This is a genomic window from Paenibacillus enshidis, assembly GCF_042136365.1.
Lineage (GTDB): Bacteria > Bacillota > Bacilli > Paenibacillales > Paenibacillaceae > Paenibacillus > Paenibacillus enshidis.
Genome location: NZ_JBHHMI010000002.1, coordinates 110,646 through 133,767, shown reverse-complemented (window position 1 = coordinate 133,767; position 23,122 = coordinate 110,646). Strand labels below are relative to the sequence as shown.

Sequence of the window (23,122 nt, the reverse complement as noted above, 5' to 3'; positions counted from 1 at the left end):
CCCCCAATAGAGCATTCTTCAATCGAATAGGTTACTAAAAAGATATGTAGTTCGCTTGTACCAATATGCAGGCGGGGAACTCATACATGACAATCTGTCTTTTTTGTGCAGCAAAATGAAATGCGCTGTTGATAGCTTATTTCGCAGAATGAGGGATTTCCCTGTCCGCTTTAGGATATTCCCTAATGGGAATGGGAGCGGGAGAAAGGGATAATGGCGGTAATCGAGTGAATCAACAATGGAATCATTATAAGCTCTTGTATTCCGCAAAGGAGAGTTCGGACTTGATGAGAAAAAAACATCTCAACTTTTTCAAACCGCTTGAAAGCTATTCTGATAGCTGGTCCATTCTGGAAGAAAAAAATAGAGAATGGGAGAATGTATACCGCCAGCGCTGGTCCCACGACAAGGTGGTCCGTACGACACATGGTGTCAACTGTACCGGTTCCTGCAGCTGGAAGGTTTTTGTGAAAAACGGCATTATTACGTGGGAAAATCAGCAAATCGATTATCCGTCCTGCGGCGCCGACATGCCTGAGTTTGAGCCGCGCGGCTGTCCGCGGGGAGCGTCGTTCTCCTGGTACGAATACAGCCCACTGCGCGTGAAATTTCCATATATCCGAGGCAAGCTGTGGCGTCTCTGGCAGGCTGCGCTGACCGAACATGACAACCCGGTAGATGCATGGGCGAGCATTGTGGAAGATCCGAAGAAAGCAAAGTTTTACAAGTCAGCACGTGGCAAAGGCGGCCACATCCGGGTCAAATGGGAAGATGCATTGTACCTTATTTCGGCGCAATTAATCTACACCATCCGTAAATACGGACCCGATCGCATTGCCGGCTTCACGCCCATTCCGGCAATGTCGATGGTCAGCTATGCATCCGGTGCCCGCTTTATCTCCCTGCTGGGCGGGGAAATGCTGAGCTTTTATGACTGGTATGCAGACCTGCCGCCGGCTTCTCCGCAAATTTGGGGAGAGCAGACGGATGTGCCGGAGTCCTCGGACTGGTACAACGCCGGTTACCTGATCATGTGGGGGTCCAATGTACCGCTTACACGGACACCCGACGCTCACTTTATGACAGAGGTGCGGTATAAGGGAACCAAGGTGGTGTCGGTGGCACCGGATCATGCGGAGAACGTAAAGTTTGCCGACAACTGGCTCGCTCCTAATCCCGGTACGGATGCCGCGCTGGCCCAAGCTATGACTCATGTCATTTTGGATGAATTCTATCATATACGCAAAGAACCGATGTTCATCAACTATGCCAAGCAGTACACGGATATGCCGTTTCTGATTTTGCTTGATCCGTACGAGGGCGTCTGGAAAGGTGGACGTTTCCTGCGCGCAAGCGATCTCGGGCAGACTTCGCCACATGCGGAGTGGAAGCCGGTCATCTATGACGAGACAGTTGGTGAATGCATGGTTCCGAACGGCACAATGGGCCAGCGCTGGGAGCAGGACAAGAAGTGGAATCTGATTTTGGAGCATGAGGACGGAACGAAGGTTGAACCTGCACTGACGGTGGAAGGGCATGGAGAGCAGTGGCTGGAAATCGCATTCCCGTACTTTGATAATACCGGCAATGGGACGTTCAAGCGAGTGATTCCTGTCATGAAGATACAAATGGCGGACGGTACGGAGCGCTATGCGGCAACGGTCTACGATCTGATGATGAGCCAGTACGGAGTTGCGCGTATCGATAGCCCGTTAAACAGCAAAGGGTATGATGATGAAGCATCCCATTACACCCCCGCCTGGCAGGAGAAAATCACCGGCGTGAAGGCGTCCGTGGTTGTGCAGATCGCCCGTGAATTTGCGCAGAATGCCATCGATACAGAAGGCCGCTCCATGATCATTATGGGGGCGGGCATCAATCACTGGTTCAACAGCGACACCATCTACCGTGCCGTCTTGAATCTGGTCGTACTGACTGCATCTCAAGGCGTAAACGGCGGCGGCTGGGCCCATTATGTCGGACAGGAGAAATGCCGTCCGATTGAAGGCTGGTCTGCTGTGGCCTTTGCGAAAGACTGGCAGGGAGCTGCCCGTCAGCAGAATGCAACCTCCTTCTTTTATTTTGCGACAGAACAATGGCGTTATGAAGAGAGCGGCACGGATACGCTGAAGTCGCCTACGGGTGGAGATGTCCGCTATCGGCATCCGGCCGATTACAATGTGCTTGCCGCAAGACTGGGCTGGCTGCCCTCATATCCGCAGTTCGACAAAAACAGCCTGATGTTCGCGGAAGAGGCGGCACAGCAGGGGAAAAAGACAAACGAAGAGATTATCGCCCACGCCGTGGAGCAGATCAAAGACCGTACCACCCGTTTTGCCGTGGAGGACCCCGGTGCTCAGCAGAACTACCCGCGTTCACTGTTCGTCTGGCGCTCGAATCTGATTTCCAGCTCGGCGAAGGGGCAGGAATATTTCATGAAGCATCTGCTTGGCGCCTCCGATGCGCTGCTGGCCCGTCCGAATGAGGAGCAGAAGCCGGAAGAGATCGTGTGGCGTGAAGATGTTGAAGGCAAGCTTGATCTGCTGGTTGCCCTCGACTTCCGCATGACGACAACTCCGCTGTATGCGGATATTGTACTGCCGGCGGCCACATGGTACGAAAAAACGGACCTGTCCTCCACCGATATGCATCCCTTCGTGCATCCATTCAACCCTGCGGTCAATCCGTTGTGGGAGTCACGGTCCGACTGGGATATTTACCGCTCGCTGGCCAAGGTGTTCTCGGAAATGGCGACAGCTCATTTGCCCGGAGTTTACAAGGATTTGGTGGCATCCCCGTTGGGCCATGATTCAGTCGGCGAAATTGCGCAGCCGCTCGGGACTGTAAAGGATTGGGCGAAGGGAGAAATTGAAGCAGTACCGGGTAAAACAATGCCGAACTTCAGTATTGTAGAGCGCGATTATACTAAAATTTACGATAAATACACTTCGCTTGGCCCGAATCTCGCGAAAGGAAAAATAGGGGCCCACGGCATCAGCTTCTCCGTTGCAGACGAATATGAGGAGCTGAAACGGCTCAACGGCGTCCATGATGACGAATCCATTAAAAGCGGACTGCCGAAGCTGGAGACGGCCCGCCAGGCGGCAGATACGATTCTTCATTTGTCCTCCGCGACGAATGGACGCGTGTCGCAAAAAGCCTATGAGCAGGCAGAGCAGGATTCCGGTGTACCGCTCAAGGATATTTCCGCCGACCGGGCAGCTGAAAAAATCACATTCCACAGCATTACGGCGCAGCCGCGTGAAGTGATCCCGACACCGGTGTTCAGCGGCTCGAACAAGCAGGGGCGCCGCTACTCGCCGTTTACGACGAATATTGAACGGCTTGTGCCGTTCCGCACGCTGACCGGAAGACAGCATTTCTATATTGACCACGAAATCTTTCAGCAGTTTGGGGAAGCACTGCCGGTTTACAAGCCGACTCTTCCGCCGATGGTATTCGGTCCGCGTGACAAAGAAATCAAGGGCGGGCAGGACTCGCTGGTGCTGCGGTATTTGACTCCGCACGGCAAATGGAATATCCACTCCACCTACCAGGATAACCAGCACATGCTGACCCTGTTCCGCGGTGGACCGGTCGTGTGGATCAACAACGAGGATGCACAATCGCACGGGCTTGCGGATAACGACTGGGTGGAAGTATACAACCGGAACGGCGTGGTGACGGCACGGGCGGTGGTCAGCCACCGGATGCCGCGTGGCACCATGTTCATGTACCATGCCCAGGACAAACATATTCAGGTGCCGGGCTCCGAAATCACGGATACGCGCGGCGGCAGCCACAATGCGCCTACCCGGATTCATCTGAAGCCGACCCAGATGGTCGGCGGTTACGCCCAGCTCAGCTACGGGTTCAACTATTACGGTCCGATTGGCAACCAGCGGGATGTCTACGTGGCGGTCCGTAAAATGAAGGAGGTCAACTGGCTTGAAAATTAAAGCACAAGTCGCAATGGTATTGAATCTGGATAAATGCATCGGCTGTCATACATGCAGCGTTACCTGCAAAACGACCTGGACGAACCGTAAAGGCGCGGAGTATATGTGGTTCAACAACGTGGAGACGAAGCCCGGCATCGGTTATCCCAAGCGGTGGGAGGATCAGGAGGTCTATAAGGGAGGCTGGCAGCTCAAAAAAGGAAAATTGGAGCTGAAATCCGGCAGCAAGCTGTCTAAGGTGGCACTCGGTAAAATCTTTTACAACCCCGATATGCCTGAAATGAAGGATTATTATGAGCCATGGACTTATAACTATGAGCACCTGACGACTGCGAAGGAACAGAAGCATTCACCGGTAGCACAGGCCCATTCTGCGGTAACTGGCGAGAAAATGGATCTGAATTGGGGACCCAACTGGGAGGATGACCTCGCAGGTGCTCATGTCACCGGCCCGCAGGACCCGAATATTCAGAAGATTGAAGAAGAAATTAAATTCAATTTCGAGAAATCGTTTATGATCTATCTTCCACGGCTGTGCGAGCATTGCCTGAATCCGGGCTGTGTGGCCTCATGTCCTTCCGGCGCCATGTATAAACGGGACGAGGACGGCATCGTTCTCGTCGACCAGGAGGCGTGCCGGGGTTGGAGATATTGCATGACAGGCTGTCCTTACAAAAAAGTATATTTCAACTGGCAGACCAACAAGGCCGAGAAATGCACCTTCTGCTTCCCGCGTGTCGAAGCGGGCCTGCCAACGGTTTGCTCGGAGACGTGTACAGGCAGAATCCGCTACCTGGGCGTTCTGCTGTATGATGCCGACCGGGTACAGGAAGCCGCTTCGGTGGAGGATGAGAAGGATTTGTACAAAGCGCAGCTTGACCTGTTTCTGGACCCGCATGATCCGGAAATCATCGCTCAGGCGAAGAGGGACGGCATCTCGGTGGACTGGATTGAAGCGGCGCAGCAGTCACCGGTTTACAAGCTGGCGATTGAGTATAAGCTGGCGTTCCCGCTTCATCCCGAATACCGCACATTGCCCATGGTCTGGTATGTGCCGCCGCTCAGCCCGATTATGAACTATTTTGAAGGCAAGGATTCCATCAGCAATCCTGACATGATTTTTCCGGCTATTGAGGAAATGCGCACGCCGATCCAATACCTGGCTAATATGCTCACGGCAGGGGATACGGAGGCAGTAAAAGAAGCCCTGCAGCGGATGGCTATGATGCGGATCTACATGCGCGCCTATTCAACCGGACAGGAATTTGATCAGAGACGGCTTGAGCGCCTCGGCATGACGGCCCGCCAGACGGAGCAGATGTATCGGCTGCTCGCCATCGCCAAATATGAGGACCGTTTCGTCATTCCGACTTCACATAAAGAAGCCCATATGGATTCGTATCGTGCGCAGGGCGCGGCCGGTTATGGCGATACGCTTGGAGGTCCGGGAATGGGCGGCGGCTGCAGCGGCTGTGGAGCTGTTAGTCAGATGAGCAGCGGAATGGAGAAGACGGGCAAACAAATATATGAGGAGAATTTTTACGGAGGGATATGGCGTGATTGATGTAAAAACACTCTATGATCTTAAGCCGTCATTTGGTTTCTTCTCCCGTCAGCTGATGTATCCTGACAAGACGGATTTTCATCCGGATTTCCTGGAGAGGTCCTTCCTCCCCGGAAATCCCGCTTATACGCACGCTCGTGCTTATTGGTCCCTTATGCAGGAGCTCAGCCTGGAAGAAATTCAGGAAATATACACCTCCACCTTCGATTTCAATAAAGATTGCGCGCTTTATATGACGTATTTTAAATATGAGGACTCCAAAGAGCGGGGACAAATGCTGGCCAAATTGAAAATACTCTATGAAATGTTTGGCCTTGAAATGCCGGAGGAGGAACTGCCCGACTATCTTCCGCTGATGTGCGAGTTTCTGTATGCCGCCGAGTGGATGGCGAATCCGCAAGCACCTGACAATTTCCGGATGCTGCTCGCCATCCTCGAGGATGGCACCTATCATTTGCTCAAGGCCTTGGAGAGGTTGCGCAGTCCCTACTTTCATCTGGTAAAGGGGCTCCGTGAAACGCTTAAAGCGAGTGTGAGACAGGAGGAGGCCCGTTAATGGCGATGCTTGAACAATTTTTATGGGTGATTTACCCTTATGTATGTTTGGTTATATTTATCGTCGGACATATCTTCCGCTATCGGACAGACCAGTTCAATTGGACGGCGAAATCGAGCGAATTTATTGAGAAAAAGCAATTGATGGCCGGAAGCCTGCTGTTCCATCTCGGGATTATCCCGGTTATCATGGGGCATGTTGCGGGACTTGGCATCCCGAAATCGTGGATGCATGCGCTGGGCGTAAATGATCATCTTTACCATATTGGCGCGGTGTATGTAGGGGGCTTTTTTGGCATCATCACGCTTCTGGGCATGTTGATTCTTACCTGGCGCCGCTTCACCCTCCGCAATGTGCGCCGTTTAAGCTCGGCCTCCGATCTGGCCGTCAATGCCTTGTTGCTGCTGATTGTTTTTATGGGCATGTACGCCACACTTGTTACTAATGCCGTACAGCCTGAGTTTGATTACCGGGAGACGATTTCGATCTGGTTCCGCGGCCTGTTTGTGCTTAGCCCGGATGCCTCCCTGATGGGGGAAGTGCCGCTGTCCTTCAAGCTGCATGCGCTTGCGGGTTTTACCATTTTCGCTTTCTGGCCGTTCACTCGCCTGGTGCATGTGTGGAGTGTTCCATTGAATTATATCAGTAGAAGTTATATCCTTTATAGAAGACATAGATCTAACTAGAACAGCGGGCTTGGCCCGCTGTTCCAGCTTATGCAAGCAGCTGGAAGAAGATTAAATTAGGAGATAAGGCTGATGAATAATAAGGTGGATTATCAACGGAAGCTTGACCAGGTCCGCGAAGCATTCGGTTACGATTTCATGGCTCTTGCTCTTGTGGAATCCGAAGAGTATCACTATGTGATCAAATGGAAATACGCCTCTGGCAACCTGAATGACCGCTTCCGGCGCATTGTGCTTCAATCCGGGAAGGGGATCGCCGGAATGGTGTTCAAAACGGGGAAGCCGCTGTTAATTCCATCCGTTCATCAACAACTGGAATCGGAAAGCTTGTTTAATTACCCGATTGTGCAATCGGAAAAGCTGAGAAGCCTTGGGGCAGTGCCGCTCTGGAATGATGCCCGCGTAGCGGGTGTACTGCTGGGCGGGTTCCGGGACGAGGAACATCGGGTAACAGATGAGATGCTGAAAGTTATGGCAGATGATGCACGCACCGGATTCGGAGATTTCGACGGAAAGGAACTGATGGCCAATTGACGGCACAAGCGGAGACAGGCCAGTTGATTCCGATGATGCTGAAGCTGTTTGAAAACAGCATTGAAGCGATTTTCTTTTTTAATAAGGAAGGAAAAAACCTCGCGATGAACCCGGCTGCCGAGCGCATTATCGGTGATGAAGTCCTCTTGCAGCTTAACCAAGGGGCCGATCGGGCGTTATGTGGCACTTGCCGGGGCTATACAAGTGAGACGGAGCACCGTACCTGCCTGGATTGCTTTTTCAGCATGCCGGAAAAGGAGGAATTTTCGTCTTTTCAGGTTTATCTGGAAACGAAGGGAAAGGGGATCGTGCCTTATGCCGCTTCCTTCCATACCGTTGATCGGGAGAATGGCGTCCGTGTGTTTATGCTGAGGGATTTGACAAGACAGTTCCAGACCCAGGAAAGATTCTTTCAAAATAAAATGATGAAGCACGTGATTGAAGCGCAGGAGAATGAGCGCAAACGGATTTCCCGTGAGCTGCATGACAGTGTGGCGCAGGAGCTGATGAGCGCCGTCGTTGATATGAGAGTGCTCAAATATGTGACAAATGATGAACAGGTGCTCAAAAAAGTGAAGCAAACCGAGGCTTCCATGATGAGGCTGCTCGATGATATCCGCAATCTGTCCGTGGAGCTGCGCCCAGCCGCCCTGGATGATCTGGGGCTGGAGGCTGCTTTCCGCACTTATTTCAAACGGATTGAACAAAGCTACGGGCTTGTCATTCAATTTGTATCCCATCTGTCCCGGAAGCGCTACGGCAGTGAAGTGGAGACCGTTATTTACCGGGTCTGTCAGGAAGCTGTATTAAATGCATTAAAATATGCTTATGTGGACAGCGTGACTGTTACTTTAACCGAGATCGGCCATAACCTGCAGCTGATCATTGAAGATGAAGGAGCCGGCTTTGATCTGCAAGGCGAGCCGATCGGCACCGGACTCGGGTTATTTGGCATGCAGGAGCGGGCCGAGCTGGTCGGAGGCAGCTTCAGTGTGTTTTCGGAGGTTGGGAAAGGCACAAGGATTTTTCTGCAGGTTCCGGTCGGTGATGGTGAAGGGGAGGAATAAGACTTGATAAAAATAGTCATAGCGGATGACCATGCCATTGTACGGAGCGGCTTTTCCATGATCCTGAATTTTCAGGAGGACATGGAGGTCATTGGCGGGGCGGCGGACGGCCTGGAGGCTTACTCCCTGGTGGCGAAGCTGCGGCCGGACGTTCTCATTATGGATCTCAGCATGCCTCCGGGGGAAAGCGGATTGATCGCCACCGGCAAAATCAAGGAGGAATTCCCGGACACCAAAATTCTGATCCTGACGATGCATGATGATGAGGAATATCTGTTTCATGTGCTTAAAAACGGCGCCTCTGGTTATGTATTGAAGAATGCGCCGGATGAAGAGCTGCTGCTGGCCATTCGCACCATTTATCGTGGGGAAACATACATACATCCCAAAATGGCAACCTCGCTGGTACGGGAATTTTTCAAGAAGGACAAGACGGCGGAACCTGCGGACATGTTCGACCTGCTGTCCAACCGTGAGCTGGAAATCCTGCCGTTGATCGCCAAAGGCTACGGCAACAAGGAAATCGCCGAAATGATCTTTGTGTCGGTAAAGACGGTGGAGGCCCACAAAGCCAAAATCATGGAGAAACTGAACCTGAAAAGCCGCCCCGAACTGGTAGAGTATGCATTAAAGAAAAAAATGCTGGAGTTCTGATCTAAATCCTGATACACCCTGGAATGAACTGGATCAATAATTGTCGATCCGGTGAATTTCCAGGGTGTTTTTTGCTTTGGCGGAAAGGAGGGGGGAGTTTTAGGGTTTTCCCAAATTTGCAAAGGGAACTCCCTTATATATGGTGCTTTCTCCGCCAGCTACAATAGGGACAGAAACTGAGGACCACAATGCTCAGCAAATACAAATAACGAAAAGGTGAGTTCAATGGTTAAAAAGCTGCAGTTGCCCCTGCAATCCTTAAACCTCGTTGTCGGGTTCATGGTATGGGTCATCATTTCATCCCTTATGCCCTACATTAAAGAGGACATCGGCATTCCTGCCGACAGGCTCGCGATGGTCACCGCCATCCCCGTTGTGCTCGGATCGGTACTGCGAATCCCGCTCGGCTATTACGCCAATATATTTGGGGCGAGAATCATTTTCCTGGTCAGCTTCATTCTGCTTCTTTTTCCCGTCTATTACATAAGCGAAGCGTCTTCGTACGCCGATCTGATCATTGGCGGACTATTCCTTGGCATAGGCGGGGCGGTGTTCTCGGTAGGGGTTACCTCACTGCCAAAGTATTACCCGAAGGAAAAGCTCGGCTTCATCAACGGCATTTATGGCATGGGCAACATAGGAACGGCCATCACCACATTCTCGGCTCCGATTGTGGCAACACAGATTGGCTGGACGGCGGCGGTGAAGCTGTATCTCATTCTTTTGCTCATATTTATCGTATTAAATCTGATCTTCGGAGACCGGCATGAAACGAAAGTCAAAACGCCGATTATCGAACAGCTTAAAGGTGTTTATAAAAATGAAAAAATGTGGTTTTTCTCCTTGTTTTACTTTATAACGTTCGGCTCGTTTGTCGCATTTACCGTCTACCTGCCGAACTTTCTGGTGTCGAATTTCGGGCTGGACAAAGTCGATGCCGGGATGCGCACCGCCGGTTTTATTGCTCTGGCTACCTTTATGCGCCCGGTCGGCGGCTGGCTGGCGGACCGCTTTCAGCCTTTATTCCTGCTGATCGGCACATTTGCCACCTATACATTGGCTGCCATTCTCCTTGCCTTCTCGCCTTCCATCGGGCTGTATACAGCAGGCAGTCTCGCCATTGCGGTTTGTGCGGGAATCGGCAACGGAGTCATTTTCAAGCTGGTGCCTTTTTATTTCAACAAGCAGGCCGGCATCGTGAACGGAATTGTGTCCATGATGGGTGGACTGGGCGGTTTCTTTCCGCCGCTGATGCTGTCAGCCATTCATTCGCTTACAGGCCAATATTCCATCGGTTTTATGCTGCTGTCTCAGGTGGCTTTGGCCAGTCTGGTGATCGTTGTATGGCTCTACTTTCAGGATCGTCTGGCACTCTCGGCTGAGGTGTTTGCATCGACCGGACAGGGTATTCTGGTGACGGATGTGGCGGGAACCATCAAGGCGGTCAATCCCGCTTTTTCCAGGCTTACCGGCTACAAGGAAGAAGAGGTGATTGGCAAAAATCCGAACATTCTGAAATCCGGCCGACAGCCAGAAGCATTTTACGGTGAAATGTGGAAGGCGATCAAACATCATGGCATGTGGCAAGGAGGCATCTGGAACCGCCGCAAAAACGGCGAGGAGTACTTGCAGTGGTTGAATATCAGTGCGGTGAAGGACGAGGCTGGCGAGGATATCCGTTATGTAGGCACGTTCAGCGACATCACCGAGCAGCATCGGAAGGGAAAAGAAATTCATTCATAAAAGTACGTGTTCAAAAAGTCAGGTTTTCAGCACCGAAGCCTACGCTTCCGAAGTGCGTTTTTTCAAAACGCTTGAATTGGATGAAGATAGGGACTGAGGAGCGGAGCGTACTTGGGGTACGTGAGCCCCGGAAGGCCCGGCTGAATTCAAGATTCGATGTCGAGTCCGCTTCCTGACTTCCTTCGTGATCAAAAGATGACTTTTTGAACTACCTCTATTAAGAAGGAAGGTGGCCGCATGAGATCCCACCCGCTGAAAGACAGTCTGCTGCGGCCGATGCGCGATTTGCGCCTGTCGGTAACGGACCGCTGCAATTTCCGCTGCACCTACTGTATGCCGAAGGAAGTGTATGGTCATGACTTTGCATTTTTGCCCAAGTGTGAGCTGTTATCGTTTGAGGAGATGGAACGGCTGATCAGGTTCTTTGTTTCCCTTGGGGTGGAGAAAATCCGGCTAACCGGGGGAGAGCCCTTGCTGCGGCCCGGCCTTCCCGGATTTATAAACAGAATCCGGTCCATTGAAGGTGTAGAGGACATCGGTTTAACCACCAACGGCTCGCTGCTTGGGCAGCAGGCGCAGCCTCTTTATGAGGCCGGGCTGCGCCGCCTGAACATCAGTCTCGACGCCCTGGACCCCGGGATTTTCGGCCGGATGAACGGGAGAGGGATTGGCCCCGCACACATTCTGGAGCAGATCGAGTATGCCAGGAAGATTGGTTTTACGGTCAAAGTCAACATGGTCGTACAAAAAGGCGTAAATGACAGCGAGATTTTACCCATGGCAGATTATTTCAAGGAACGGGGTGTTACGCTCCGTTTTATTGAGTTTATGGATGCGGGGAACGGGAACGGCTGGAGCTATGCCAGCGTGGTAACCAAACAGGAAATATTGGAGCTTCTGCGGAAGGCTTATGAACTGGAGCCTGTGGAACAAAGTTATTTCGGAGAGGTAGCCCAGCGTTATCGCTACAAGGATAGCTCTGCAGAGATAGGATTTATCACCTCGGTAAGCGAATCCTTTTGCTCATCCTGCACCCGGGCCCGCCTGTCTTCCGACGGAAAGCTCTATACATGCCTTTTTGCAGGCGAAGGTTTTGATCTGCGCAAGCTGCTGCGGTCCGGTGCGGATGACACACATATTCTCAATGCGATTGTTGAGGTGTGGGAACGGAGGGCAGACCGTTATTCCGACGAAAGAACGGAGCAAACGGCCACAAACAGAAACAAAATCGGCATGTCCTATATTGGCGGATAACCGCTGGCTGCAGACATGGAGCTGTCAACGTCATGACACGCAAGGGATTATAAGAGGTTGTTCCAAAAGTCATCTTTTGATCACGAAGGAAATCAGGAAGCGGACTCGACATCGAATCTTGAATTCAGCCGGGCCTTCCGGTGCTCACGTACCCTACGTACGCTCCGCTCCTCAGTCCCTAGCTTCATTCAATCTTCTCGGTGCTGAAAACCTGACTTTTTGAACTCGTACTTAATACTGCAAAATCACGTGAAAATCTGCACAATTATAGAGGCTTAAAGTGAGCAGCTTGCCTGAAAAAAGATCGGCGAAGTGAAAGGAGATTCATGGTATGAACAGGTACATCCCCAATCAGCATGGCGCATGGGTCATGCTCATTCTTCCGTTTTTGACGGGGCTGGCATTCAGTGGACCGCACGGCATTCACATCCCGCTGTTTGTCTGCTGGCTGGTGCTTTATTTATTCACTTTCCCCGCGCTGCAGTGGATTAAAACAGGTAAAGGGGAGCGATATTGCAAGCCAACTGTACTATATGGGGCCATATCGCTGCCTTTGCTGATCTTTCTTATCTGGCATGAGCCCCGAATCATCTGGTATGGGGTTCTGCTGCTGCCTTTTTTTGCCCTGAATATGTACTATGCCAAAATCAAAAAGGAACGCGCCTTATTGAATGACTTTGCCGCCATATTGCTTTTTTGCTCCTTTATATATCCTGTCGTCTATCTTGGGGGCGGAACGGAGTGGCGCACAGTGAACGAATTGTTTGTGCTGCTGGTGCTCTATTTTGCCGGAACAGCGCTGTATGTCAAAACCGTGCTCAGGGAAAAAAACAATTCACGTTACTACTACGCTTCTGTGGTTTATCATCTGGTGATTATGTTGGCAGCAGCCTCGATCAAGCCGCTGCTGTTTATTCCCTTCCTCATTTTACTATTACGGGCCATTTTGCTTCCTGGCCAGGGGTTGAAGGCAAAGCCGACCGGAATTGCGGAGATGGTGTTTGCGGCTGTCCTGTATGGTTCCTTCCTGATTTTATTTGTTTGAAAATTCGGACTCCATAGGAGGAGATTTGCATGATCGCTTCAGGGTCTGTACGGGATTATCATAAAGACCCGTTTATCGTGATCTGGGAGGTCACGCGGGCGTGTGCCTTAAAATGCCTGCACTGCCGGGCGGAGGCCCAGCACAAGCCCGATCCCCGCCAGCTTACATTTGAGGAGGGCAAGAGGCTGCTGGACCAGATTGCTGAATTGAATCATCCACTCTGTGTCTTCACAGGCGGAGATCCGTTAATGCGTCCCGACCTGTTTGAGCTGGCCAGGTATGCCATTGCAGAGAAAAAGCTGTCGCTGTCCATGACACCAAGTGCCACCCCCAAAGTGACACACGCCGCAGTCGGGAAGGCAAAGGAAGCGGGCTTGTCCCGTTGGGCATTCAGTCTGGATGGTTCATGCGCGGATATCCATGATCATTTTCGTGGCACTCACGGTTCCTTTGCAATGACGATGCGTGGCATCGGTTATTTGCGGGAGGCGGGCATTCCCATTCAAATCAATACGACGGTTTCAAAATATAATCTGCATGATCTTGTGCAAATTGCCGAGAGAGTCGAGGAAATGCAGGCTGTGCTGTGGAGTGTGTTTTTTCTGGTGCCCACCGGCCGTGCCATGGAGAAAGACATGATTTCCCCGGCACAGCACGAAGAGGTCATGAGATGGCTGTACAAGCTGCAGCAGCGGATGCCCTTCGGAATCAAAGCGACGGAAGCCCCCCATTATCGGCGGGTTATATTGCAAGAGCAGCGTAAGAAGCACGATGGTGAGGAGAATAAAGCCACTGCGGGAGTCCGCAGGACGACGGATGCGTTGGGACGTGCTCCGAAAGGTGTTAATGACGGCGACGGGTTTGTGTTTATCAGCCATACGGGCGAGGTATATCCCAGCGGCTTTCTGCCGCTCGCCTGCGGAAATATACGGGAGAAATCGCTGGCGGATATTTACCGCGGCTCTGCCGTCATGCAGCAGCTGCGGGACAAATCATTGCTCAAAGGAAAATGCGGAGTTTGCGAATTCAAAATGATCTGCGGCGGCTCCAGGGCAAGGGCTTTTGCACTGACAGGAGACTGCTTGGAAAGCGACCCTTACTGTGCGTACGTCCCGCAAGTCTGGAAAGGAGAACAGCAGAATGCAAAGGGCTGTTAAACGGATCGTTGTGCTTGGTGGAGGAATCACGGGGTTAAGCGCAGCGTTTTATCTGCAGAAGCTGGCAGGGGAAAAAGGAGTTCCGCTGGAAATCACGCTTGTTGAACAAAACGACAGACTTGGTGGCAAGCTGCATACGGTTTACAGGGACGGTTTCATGATCGAAAAAGGGCCGGACGCTTTTCTGGCACGCAAGACTTCCGTCCTGGAGCTGACGGCGGAGCTTGGAATGGAGGCGGATCTGGTCTCAACCCGTGCAAGCGCCAAAACAGCTTGTATTCTGCATAACGGCAAGCTGCACCCGATGCCGATGGGGTTTATTCTGGGTATTCCGACCAGGATGAGCTCTTTCATCCGTACAGGGCTTATCTCTCCCTTGGGCAAAGCAAGAGCGGCCCTGGACCTGATCCTGCCTGCAAGAAAAGGCAGTGAGGATGAGTCGCTTGGCGACTTTATCGAACGGCGGCTGGGAAAAGAAGTATTGGAGCAGATTACGGAGCCGCTGCTTTCCGGCATCTATGCGGGTGACACCCGCTACTTAAGTCTGCTGTCAACCTTTCCGCAGTTCAGGCAGATGGAGCAGAGACACCGCAGTCTGATTAAAGGCATGGCTCTAGGAGGCGGGCAAAAGTCTTCATCGCTGCAGGGACTGCCGGAGATTGCCAAAAAGAGCATGTTCCTATCCTATAAAAATGGAATGTCTGCTGTGATCGATCGATTGGAGAAAAGGCTCGACTCTGTGCGTTTTATCATGGGTCAGACTGTGGTCAAAGTTTGTAAGGAAGATGAATATCGAATTCACCTGGAAAATGGAGAAACGCTGGGTGCCGATGGAGTGGTCTGCGCGGTACCGGCTTTTGCGGCTGCCAAAATATTTGCCGGTGCGGCGGATGTCGGCTGGCTGGATAAAATCAACTATGTCTCCGTGGCCAATATCGGACTGGCCTACCGAAATGAAGATGTGAATCATGCCTTTGCCGCGTCAGGCTTCCTGGTTCCGCGCAAGGAAGGCAAAAGGATCACCGCCTGCACCTGGTCCTCCGCCAAATGGGCTCATGTCGCCCCCGAAGGTCTTACCCTGCTGCGGACCTATATCGGGCGGGCCGGCGCGGAGGATTGGGTCCGTTGGTCTGACGAAGAACTGGCGGGAGCCGCCCGTAAAGACCTGAAAGACCTGCAGGGCATTGCGGCCGAGCCTGAGCTGGTTGAAATTTCCCGCTGCAATCGTGCAATGCCGCAATACCCGGTCGGCCATATGGAGCAGATGAGGCTGCTGAGAGAGCAACTTGCACGCCATTTGCCTGAGGTACAGCTGTGCGGGGCAGGTTACGGGGGCGTGGGAGTTCCGGATTGCATACGACAGGGGAAAGAAGCGGCGGAACGATTGCTTGCCGCTGTTGAACGAATTCGGAAAAAAGATGGATTGTGAGCACAATCACATTGTTCGAAAAGCAGTATCGTTAAACTTTAAATTACAAGCAGCATCTGTATAGAAAGCCAACCAATTTCCCTATAATTCTCATAAACAGAGCTTCATTCATAATCTGTTCCAGAACGGGCCGGTGACGCTGTCGGGTACGGTAGAAGCTTTCTTTGAACAGAAGCGGCGCGGGGAGACGAACATTACGTACAACCCGGAAGACAAGAACAAGCGTGTGCCGCTGGTCTATTTTGAAGGCCAAGCATGAGCATCCGTTATTATAAGTTTTACGAAGGGATATTGACGCTGAAAAAAACAGCATGAGATAAGGCTGTCCAAAAGTATTCGCATAACATGGGAACGTCCCGATTTACAACACGAGAGGACCTCAAATTCCACTGGATAGTGGAGATTTGAGGTCCTTTTTTTGTAGAAATTGGATCAATTCCAGTTCGTGTCTTTCAAGGCAACAATCTGACCGTTAGGGTCGGATTGTCGTCAGGGCATTATACATCAGCCTTTAGACAGAAGGGGAAGCAAGTAGTCCAAGAGCGATTTGGTATCTTCAATCGAAGCGCGCATCGCTACGTATCCGTCCGGCCGAATCAATACAAGCTCGTTATTTTCCGCAGCGTAGGCGCGGTGCGCGTTCCCCTCGTGATCGACGATGGCGTCCGCGTCCTGTAGCTGCGTTCGTACGATTCGGTGAACATGAAGTTGACTGTTGTCGATATCCGGCAGCGACTTACTACCGTCGACAAAGGCGAGAAGAGTCCAGTGCGGCCCGCGCAGCAAATCAAAGACGCTTCCTTCAAAGGTCCTTCCTTGAAGGCCGTTTGCGTCAGGCGCCCGATCTCCGGGCAGGGGACCCTTTTCAGGGGAATCGGTTGCAGCTCGTGAGAGAGAGCTGAACCGATAGGAGACAAGAAGTCCGGTTGTCAAATCATCGGAAATCGTGCTCAGCGATTTCGACAGTTTCCCCGTGTCTGTATCGTTGCCCATCACAGCGCCTATCTTCGCGGTGCTGTCCTCCAGCACAGCACGGGCGACGGGGCGGCGCTCCTCGTCATACGTATCGAGCAACGCCGCATCCGCACCGCGCAGCACGGCTGCCAGCTTCCACCCCAGGTTGTAAGAGTCCTGCATCCCTGTATTCATGCCTTGACCGCCTGCTGGCGAATGCACATGGGCCGCATCGCCGGCAAGGAAAACCCGTCCTTTGCGGTAATGTTCGACCATGCGCACGTTGACCCGGTAGATGGACAACCAAGAGGCATCAGTAACTCGGACTCGTCCCGCTCCGGCCCGGCGGTCAAGCATAGCTTGATAAAGCTCAAGTGACGGCTGCTCCGGCTCTTCGATCTCTTCCGAAATCGTGGCTTGCAACTGAAAGAGATCGCTATTCGGAAGGGGGGTAAGACCAAACATGCCTTCCTTCGAAACCCAGATGTGAATGCGGTCTCGATCCAGCCCTTCCAAGCGGATGTCTCCCAAGTACCAGCGTTTATTTTCATAGGTTTCCCCGACAAGTGACAAGTTCAAGAGCTTGCGAACGTGGCTCTTGCCGCCGTCCGCGCCGACGGCATAGCGTGTTCGGATTTGCCGGATTCCTTCCGGCGTTTCTACGGTCACGGTGACACCATCCTCATCTTGGCTCAGATCAACGGCTGTAGTTCCAAGTTCTACTTGGCCGCCGAACCGGGCATACTGTTCACGCAGTGATGCTTCCACATCAAATTGGGCAATCCAGAGCGGATCAGGGTAAGGTGACCGGAGATTTGCGTTTGCGGCGACCGTGATGCTTGACTTGTCGACGAACGAGCCATCCGCGTTGTAGTACCGAACCGGAAGATCAACGACCCCTTTCCGAACGATGCTGTCCACGACCCCCAGATCGTCCAAGACTTCGAGAGCACGGGGTTGGATGGCTTTTGCCTTGGATGCTGTATTAAAGGAACTGGAACGCTCGATGATGCGATGAGAGATGCCATAGCGGGCCAGATCGCAGGCCAGTGTAAGTCCCGTTGGACCGGCTCCGATAATAAGAACATCAATGGTTGGCAAAGTGAAATTCATGATGTATGCCTCCTTATATATTTGATTGATTACTATACTACACCGTGCAGTGTAGTAAGTAAAGTGGAAAAAAATCCATCCCTGCCTTCCTTCATTACGGAGTTGATACGAAACGAAATACATTTTATACTTTACCGTGTAGTGTAGTGAATTACTTTATATATAGCCGAGATCTTTTGGAAACTATAGTCCGGGGGGTAAAGGTCATGACAGCCAATTTGACGAACAAGCCACGGCGCGAAAGCACCATCCGAAAACGCGCCGACATTCTTGAGGCAGCGCGTCATTTGTTCCTGACGGAAGGATTCAACCGCTCAAGCGTCGACGCAGTGGCGGCGCAGGCGAACGTGTCCAAGCGGACGGTCTACGATTATTTCGGCGATAAACGGGCCTTGCTGCTCGCCGTCGTTGAGGAGACGGGGCAAGCGATTGTGGCCTCGATCGAACAGGCCATCGAAGACAAGCTTCAGGAAGTCTCTGACCTTGAGCAAGCGCTTATCGCGTTCTGCGAGCAAATTATGACGTCAACCGTCGGGTCGGCCGATTATGCTGCACTTCTACGGCTCGTGACGATGGAAGCAGAGCACTTGCCGGATTCGATGTATGAACAAATGGACCGGATGCCTGAGGAAGCGCTCGCCAGGCGCTTGGCCGAATTCGGGCAGTGCGGATGGTTGAAGGTGCCGGATGCCGAGCTTGCCGCGAAACATTTCGCTGCTTTGACTTTTTTGTTGGTTCTGAGTTATCCGGGACAGGAACGCCGAGAGGAAGTTGCCCGGAGCCAGTGGCTCATTATCGAAGGGGTTCGTGCTTTCCTCCGCGCCTATGCGCCGGAGCACCGGGAATGACCCTGCCAATCCATGAAAGTCATTTCCTTCTTATTCGGCCTAGGGCCGTAACCTATGCTCCTTCCCATGCCTCAGCCTATGACATGGGAACATCATAAAAATCCCCTCTTGGACGACAGTGATAAATCAGCACTGCAGTCCAGAGGGGATTTTTTCATGCGCCAAGGAACATTTTCATGTCATCCTCTACGTTTGTTATGCCGCCAATGCCGAAGTTTTCCACCAAAACCTTGGCGACGTTGGGGGACAGGAAAGCGGGCAGTGTAGGGCCGAGATGAATATTTTTCACGCCAAGATGCAGCAGGGCAAGCAGAACGATAACCGCCTTCTGTTCATACCAGGCAATGTTATAGGAGATCGGCAGGTCGTTAATATCGTCGAGCCCGAAAACCTCTTTCAGCTTCAGGGCGATCACAGCGAGTGAATAAGAGTCATTGCATTGGCCGGCGTCCAGTACACGGGGGATGCCGCCAATTTCACCAAGGTCAAGCTTGTTGTACTTATATTTGGCGCAGCCTGCCGTCAAAATGACGGTATCGCGTGGGAGTTGCTCGGCAAAATCGGTATAATAGCTGCGTGATTTCATGCGGCCGTCGCAGCCTGCCATGACAAAAAATCTTTTTATGGCTCCGGTTTTGACCGCTTCCACCACCTGGTCGGCTACGCTCATAACGGCCTCATGTGCGAAACCGCCGATGATTTCCCCCGTCTCAAGCTCTGTTGGAGGCAGACAGCGTTTGGCCTGCTCAATTAAAGCAGAGAAGTCTTTAGACTGTCCATTCTCACCTTCAGGGATATGGTGAACTCCCGGATATCCGGTGTTGCCTGTCGTATAAATACGGTCGATATAGCTTTTTCTAGGCGGAACAATACAGTTGGTCGTCATCAGAATTGGACCGTTGAAGGCTTCGAATTCTGCGTTCTGCTTCCACCAGGCGTTTCCATAATTGCCGACGAAATGATCATATTTCTTGAAAGCAGGATAGTAGTGGGCGGGAAGCATCTCGCTGTGGGTGTATACGTCAACACCCGTGCCTTCGGTTTGTTTCAGCAATTCTTCCATGTCCTTCAAATCATGCCCGCTAATCAGGATACCCGGGCGATTTTGCACTCCAATATTCACCTTTGTTATTTCTGGCTGGCCATAGGTGCTGGTGTTAGCTTCATCGAGCAGGGCCATGACCTTCACGCCAAATTTGCCCGCTTCCATGTTCAAGCTGATCAGATCGGCTGCTTCAAGGGTGTCGTCAAGTGTCGCAGCCAGCGCCCGGCGCATGAACAGGTCAACTTCATTGTCTGTGTAATTCAGCTGCCAGGCATGATAAGTGTAGGCGGCCATACCTTTCAAACCATAAGTCAGAAGCTCGCGCAGAGAGCGGATGTCTTCATTGGATGTGGAAAGGACACCAACCTGGCGGGCTTTGGCATCAAAAGCCTGCTCGCTATCGGCTTGCCATACGGCTGCGTCAGGGAGAACTGCGGCTGCATCCGGAAACTGCTCATTCCGGTATGTAAGCACCTCTTGCCGGAGAAACAGCGCTTCCCGAATTTTGTTTACAAAGACAGCCCGGTCGAAGTTCGCGTTCGTAATTGTGGCAAATAAGGAATCCGTGATAAACAGGGAGACACTGTGATCCAACTCCTCAGGAAGCCGTACATCCAGGCTGAGAAAGGAGATTCCTTTCAGCAGGTAGACAAGCAAATCCTGCAGATTGGCCACATCATGCGGCTTGCCGCAGACCCCGGCCACAGTGCAGCCAGTGCCCTTGGAAGCCTCCTGGCACTGGAAACAAAACATGGACGGCTGGTTGATTAAGCGGTCCGTTTCATTTTTATTCATAAGTAAATACCTCCCGGATCAGATTGGATGAGATACAGGAAGCATAACCCATGGAAAAATGAGACCTTGTGATTCGAATCACAACTTTTCAAACTTGTCATGATTCCGCAAATTCTCTGGATAGTTTGTCCGTGTCCCTTAAACAAGCTTGACCGTATGATACTTTATCTGGTACGGGAGGTGATTCCCTATGAAAATCAGTGAACAGATGCTCGCGTCACATACCAGGTATAAAACTTCATACAGCATGATCAAGGGCAAGAATCCAGGTCCGACCGTGTTCCTCACTGCCGGGGTTCACGGCAATGAAGTTGCCAGTATCCGCGCCGCTGAGCAATGGCTGAAAAAATTCCGGCAAGGAGATTTCGTCATCAGCAGAGGAAAGTTGATTCTTGTCCCCATATTCAATATGGCTGCTTACAAAAAGCGTACCCGCGGCAAGCCTGATTTAAATAGAACCTTTCCCAAGAGCTCCGGGAATACAGCGGGACATCCATTGTCTAAGGATCTGTTTGAGCTGGCCGAGAAATTGCGCCCTGATTGGTATATCGACCTTCATGAAGCTAACGGTCTTTCCAGCGTAAATCCCAAACGCTTAGGCCAGACACTTATCACCAATCCCGGCAGCAAAGCCATACCTGCAGTCAGAAGAATCGTAAGCAAAATGAACGGCAGCATTCCCGATTCCGCCAAGCATTTTACAGTCCGTCTCAAGCAAAAAGAAGGATCAGGCCGTACGGCGGCAAGCCGGCTGCTTCATGCCAAAGCCATTACCGTAGAGACCTGCTGGAGCCTGCCGCTTACGAAAAGAATTGATTATCAAAGCCGGATTATTCACTATCTTCTTGAAGAAGCCCGTTTAATAGACAGGTGATCCGATAACAAGCATCAGAGCATCCCTAAGGGGAAATCAATCAGAAGAGGTGATTAGGCATTGCCTGCTCAAGAAAACAATGCACGACAGCAGCTTGCTACTTTAGGAAGCAAATGGTCAAAAACCAAATTTTTGCTTAAGAACCCAACTCTCCGTAAATATGTTCCTGATACGAGTTTGTATTCTTACGATGCTTTGCTGCAAATGTTAAACAAGCACAAAGTGGTCTACGTAAAGCCAGTTAAAGGCACAAGCGGAAATGGAGTTATTAAAGTTGTCAAACATAACAACACCAAATTCGCTTATCATGCCGGAACCAGCCCGCGAAGCTTTGCAACATATAAGGAGATGTTCACATCCTTGGAACAAACGAAGTACAAAGGTGAGCATATTGTACAAAAAGGCATTGATCTGCTCACCTATAAAGGACTTATCTTCGATCTCCGTATTATGGTGCAAAAAAATGAAAAGAAACAATGGGAGGTCACTGCTTACATCGGCAGACTGGCTCATCCCAAAAAAGCCGTAACCAATTTCCATAACGGCGGGACACCGATGCCGCTGGAAGCCCTTCTTCGTTCCTATTTAAGTGAAGACAAGAACACTAAATATATCCAATCTTTAAAAGACCTTGGTTTCCGGATTGCAACCGAATTTCATAAAAGCTATCCGAAGTTTATGGAAATCGGAATCGATTTCGGGCTGGACTCGTCCCTGAAGCCCTGGATTATTGAGGTGAACACACGCCCGGATGCTTATATTTTCGATCAGCTAAAAGATAAAAAGATGTTTCAGCGGGTTATTTTCCTTAAAAGGTTCCACGGCTTGATAAGCAGCAGCAGATTTCGTAAGAAAACTAGAAAACAGTAGAAAAAGACCAACTTGGACATTTCCAGGTTGGTTTTTTGCTTTGTCTTGTGGTTATTTGATGTGGTTAAAGATGTGATCCGCCGCTGGCGTCGATGATCTGTCCGGTGATCCAACGGCTGTCCGGGGATGCGAGAAAAGCAGCGATATCCGCGATATCCTCCGGTTCACCCCAGCGCCCGAAAATTGAAAAATCGGCACCGGCCTTGCGGCCATCCGGGTCCTGCAGCATGCCTGCGTTCATGTCGGTAGCCACGTATCCGGGTGCAATGGCATTGATGGTTATGCCACGTGGGCCGAGCTGATTGGCAAGCGAGAGCGTTAAGGTGTTGATAGCCCCCTTGGTCATGCTATACGCCGGAATCATGGGTAAAGATATTCGCGCAACCGCAGATGAAAGCTGGATAATGCGTCCTTCATTCCGAAGGCGGGACAAGGCCTCTTGAATGATGAAAAACGGTGTTTTCACATTTAATGCCATCAACTGATCGAATGCATGCTCCTCTGTATCTTCAATGGCAGCAACATGAGCCATTCCCGCATTATTTACGAGAATATCCATGCTGTTATTGCCGAATCGCTCCGAAAGCTCCCGGTCCAGTTCAGAATACAGCACATGTATTCCTTCAGTCGAGCCAAGATCTGCTTGAACGGTGAAGCCGGAGCCGCCGCTGCGCTCAATTTCTGCTACCGTTTCTTTAGCATCAGCTTGATTGGAGAAGTAGTGTACGGCAACGACCGCTCCTTCCTCCCCAAGCCTGCGGGCGATAGACCTGCCGATGCCGCGGCTTGCTCCCGTTACTAACGCAACTTTATTTCTCAGTTTATTCATTTCATCATCTCCTGGTGAGTTTTTTCTTGCAAGCCAGTTTTACCATATTTCGAATTACGGGATGTTGCGGTCTAATTGATGATTTCGTAATCTTGCTTTTCTATTTTGGAGTTGAGACATAAGGTAGGGGTTGAGGTTATACTAGG

At 51.3% G+C, this 23,122-nt stretch carries 19 protein-coding genes; 16 read left to right on the top strand and 3 right to left on the bottom strand.

Annotation, left to right across the window (positions count from 1 at the left end; genetic code table 11):
* The first annotated feature begins 287 nt into the window (after window positions 1–287).
* The 13 genes from ACE41H_RS03160 to ACE41H_RS03100 all read left to right on the top strand — a co-directional run bounded on the left by ACE41H_RS03160 (window position 288) and on the right by ACE41H_RS03100 (window position 15,907).
* The gene (locus ACE41H_RS03160; protein ID WP_375353596.1) at window positions 288–3,959 is read left to right on the top strand and encodes a nitrate reductase subunit alpha; all 3,672 of its coding nucleotides are present in this window, start codon (window positions 288–290) and stop codon (window positions 3,957–3,959) included.
* Window positions 3,949–5,523 carry a nitrate reductase subunit beta gene (gene narH / locus ACE41H_RS03155; RefSeq protein ID WP_375353330.1) on the top strand — a complete coding sequence of 525 codons (1,575 nt, stop codon included), beginning with the start codon at window positions 3,949–3,951 and terminating at the stop codon, window positions 5,521–5,523. Before ACE41H_RS03160 ends, narH begins: the two co-directional genes overlap by 11 nt.
* Window positions 5,516–6,079 carry a nitrate reductase molybdenum cofactor assembly chaperone gene (narJ, locus tag ACE41H_RS03150; protein WP_375353329.1) on the top strand — a complete coding sequence of 188 codons (564 nt, stop codon included), beginning with the start codon at window positions 5,516–5,518 and terminating at the stop codon, window positions 6,077–6,079. The genes narH and narJ overlap by 8 nt, the downstream gene beginning before the upstream one ends.
* Entirely contained in the window at window positions 6,079–6,765 is a 687-nt protein-coding gene (gene narI, locus ACE41H_RS03145) for a respiratory nitrate reductase subunit gamma (RefSeq protein WP_375353328.1), read from the top strand. The genes narJ and narI overlap by 1 nt, the downstream gene beginning before the upstream one ends.
* Before the next feature lie 72 nt (window positions 6,766–6,837).
* Window positions 6,838–7,299: a GAF domain-containing protein gene (locus tag ACE41H_RS03140; protein ID WP_375353327.1), complete on the top strand. Its 462-nt coding sequence runs from the start codon at window positions 6,838–6,840 to the stop codon at window positions 7,297–7,299.
* Between the two features lie 35 nt (window positions 7,300–7,334).
* Window positions 7,335–8,366 (top strand): sensor histidine kinase, encoded by a 1,032-nt coding sequence (locus ACE41H_RS03135; protein ID WP_375353595.1) that lies wholly within the window; start codon window positions 7,335–7,337, stop codon window positions 8,364–8,366.
* A gap of 6 nt (window positions 8,367–8,372) precedes the next feature.
* The gene (locus tag ACE41H_RS03130) at window positions 8,373–9,020 is read left to right on the top strand and encodes a response regulator transcription factor (protein ID WP_355326741.1); all 648 of its coding nucleotides are present in this window, start codon (window positions 8,373–8,375) and stop codon (window positions 9,018–9,020) included.
* 225 nt (window positions 9,021–9,245) lie between these two features.
* The gene (locus tag ACE41H_RS03125; RefSeq protein ID WP_375353325.1) at window positions 9,246–10,763 is read left to right on the top strand and encodes a nitrate/nitrite transporter; all 1,518 of its coding nucleotides are present in this window, start codon (window positions 9,246–9,248) and stop codon (window positions 10,761–10,763) included.
* A gap of 237 nt (window positions 10,764–11,000) precedes the next feature.
* Window positions 11,001–12,017: a GTP 3',8-cyclase MoaA gene (gene moaA, locus ACE41H_RS03120; protein ID WP_375353324.1), complete on the top strand. Its 1,017-nt coding sequence runs from the start codon at window positions 11,001–11,003 to the stop codon at window positions 12,015–12,017.
* Between the two features lie 331 nt (window positions 12,018–12,348).
* A complete protein-coding gene (locus tag ACE41H_RS03115; RefSeq protein ID WP_375353323.1) occupies window positions 12,349–13,062 on the top strand; it encodes a YwiC-like family protein in 714 nt (237 codons plus the stop codon).
* Between the two features lie 29 nt (window positions 13,063–13,091).
* A complete protein-coding gene (locus ACE41H_RS03110) occupies window positions 13,092–14,219 on the top strand; it encodes a TIGR04053 family radical SAM/SPASM domain-containing protein (RefSeq protein WP_375353321.1) in 1,128 nt (375 codons plus the stop codon).
* Window positions 14,203–15,648: a protoporphyrinogen oxidase gene (gene hemG, locus ACE41H_RS03105; protein WP_375353320.1), complete on the top strand. Its 1,446-nt coding sequence runs from the start codon at window positions 14,203–14,205 to the stop codon at window positions 15,646–15,648. The genes ACE41H_RS03110 and hemG overlap by 17 nt, the downstream gene beginning before the upstream one ends.
* Before the next feature lie 133 nt (window positions 15,649–15,781).
* Window positions 15,782–15,907, top strand: coding sequence for a hypothetical protein (locus ACE41H_RS03100; protein ID WP_375353319.1), 126 nt, complete (start codon window positions 15,782–15,784; stop codon window positions 15,905–15,907).
* 245 nt (window positions 15,908–16,152) lie between these two features.
* Here ACE41H_RS03100 and ACE41H_RS03095 read toward each other — a convergent pair whose 3' ends face one another.
* Window positions 16,153–17,715 carry an FAD-dependent monooxygenase gene (locus ACE41H_RS03095; protein WP_375353318.1) on the bottom strand — a complete coding sequence of 521 codons (1,563 nt, stop codon included), beginning with the start codon at window positions 17,713–17,715 and terminating at the stop codon, window positions 16,153–16,155.
* A gap of 206 nt (window positions 17,716–17,921) precedes the next feature.
* Here ACE41H_RS03095 and ACE41H_RS03090 point away from each other — a divergent pair, with 206 nt between their 5' ends.
* Window positions 17,922–18,563, top strand: coding sequence for a TetR/AcrR family transcriptional regulator (locus ACE41H_RS03090; RefSeq protein WP_375353317.1), 642 nt, complete (start codon window positions 17,922–17,924; stop codon window positions 18,561–18,563).
* 154 nt (window positions 18,564–18,717) lie between these two features.
* Here ACE41H_RS03090 and hcp read toward each other — a convergent pair whose 3' ends face one another.
* The gene (gene hcp, locus ACE41H_RS03085) at window positions 18,718–20,403 is read right to left on the bottom strand and encodes a hydroxylamine reductase (protein WP_375353315.1); all 1,686 of its coding nucleotides are present in this window, start codon (window positions 20,401–20,403) and stop codon (window positions 18,718–18,720) included.
* 190 nt (window positions 20,404–20,593) lie between these two features.
* Here hcp and ACE41H_RS03080 point away from each other — a divergent pair, with 190 nt between their 5' ends.
* Both ACE41H_RS03080 and ACE41H_RS03075 read left to right on the top strand, forming a co-directional pair.
* A complete protein-coding gene (locus ACE41H_RS03080; protein ID WP_375353313.1) occupies window positions 20,594–21,277 on the top strand; it encodes a succinylglutamate desuccinylase/aspartoacylase family protein in 684 nt (227 codons plus the stop codon).
* A 60-nt stretch (window positions 21,278–21,337) separates the two neighbouring features.
* Window positions 21,338–22,147 carry a YheC/YheD family protein gene (locus ACE41H_RS03075; RefSeq protein ID WP_375353311.1) on the top strand — a complete coding sequence of 270 codons (810 nt, stop codon included), beginning with the start codon at window positions 21,338–21,340 and terminating at the stop codon, window positions 22,145–22,147.
* A gap of 64 nt (window positions 22,148–22,211) precedes the next feature.
* Here ACE41H_RS03075 and ACE41H_RS03070 read toward each other — a convergent pair whose 3' ends face one another.
* Window positions 22,212–22,976 (bottom strand): SDR family oxidoreductase, encoded by a 765-nt coding sequence (locus ACE41H_RS03070; RefSeq protein WP_375353309.1) that lies wholly within the window; start codon window positions 22,974–22,976, stop codon window positions 22,212–22,214.
* Window positions 22,977–23,122: the final 146 nt, after the last annotated feature.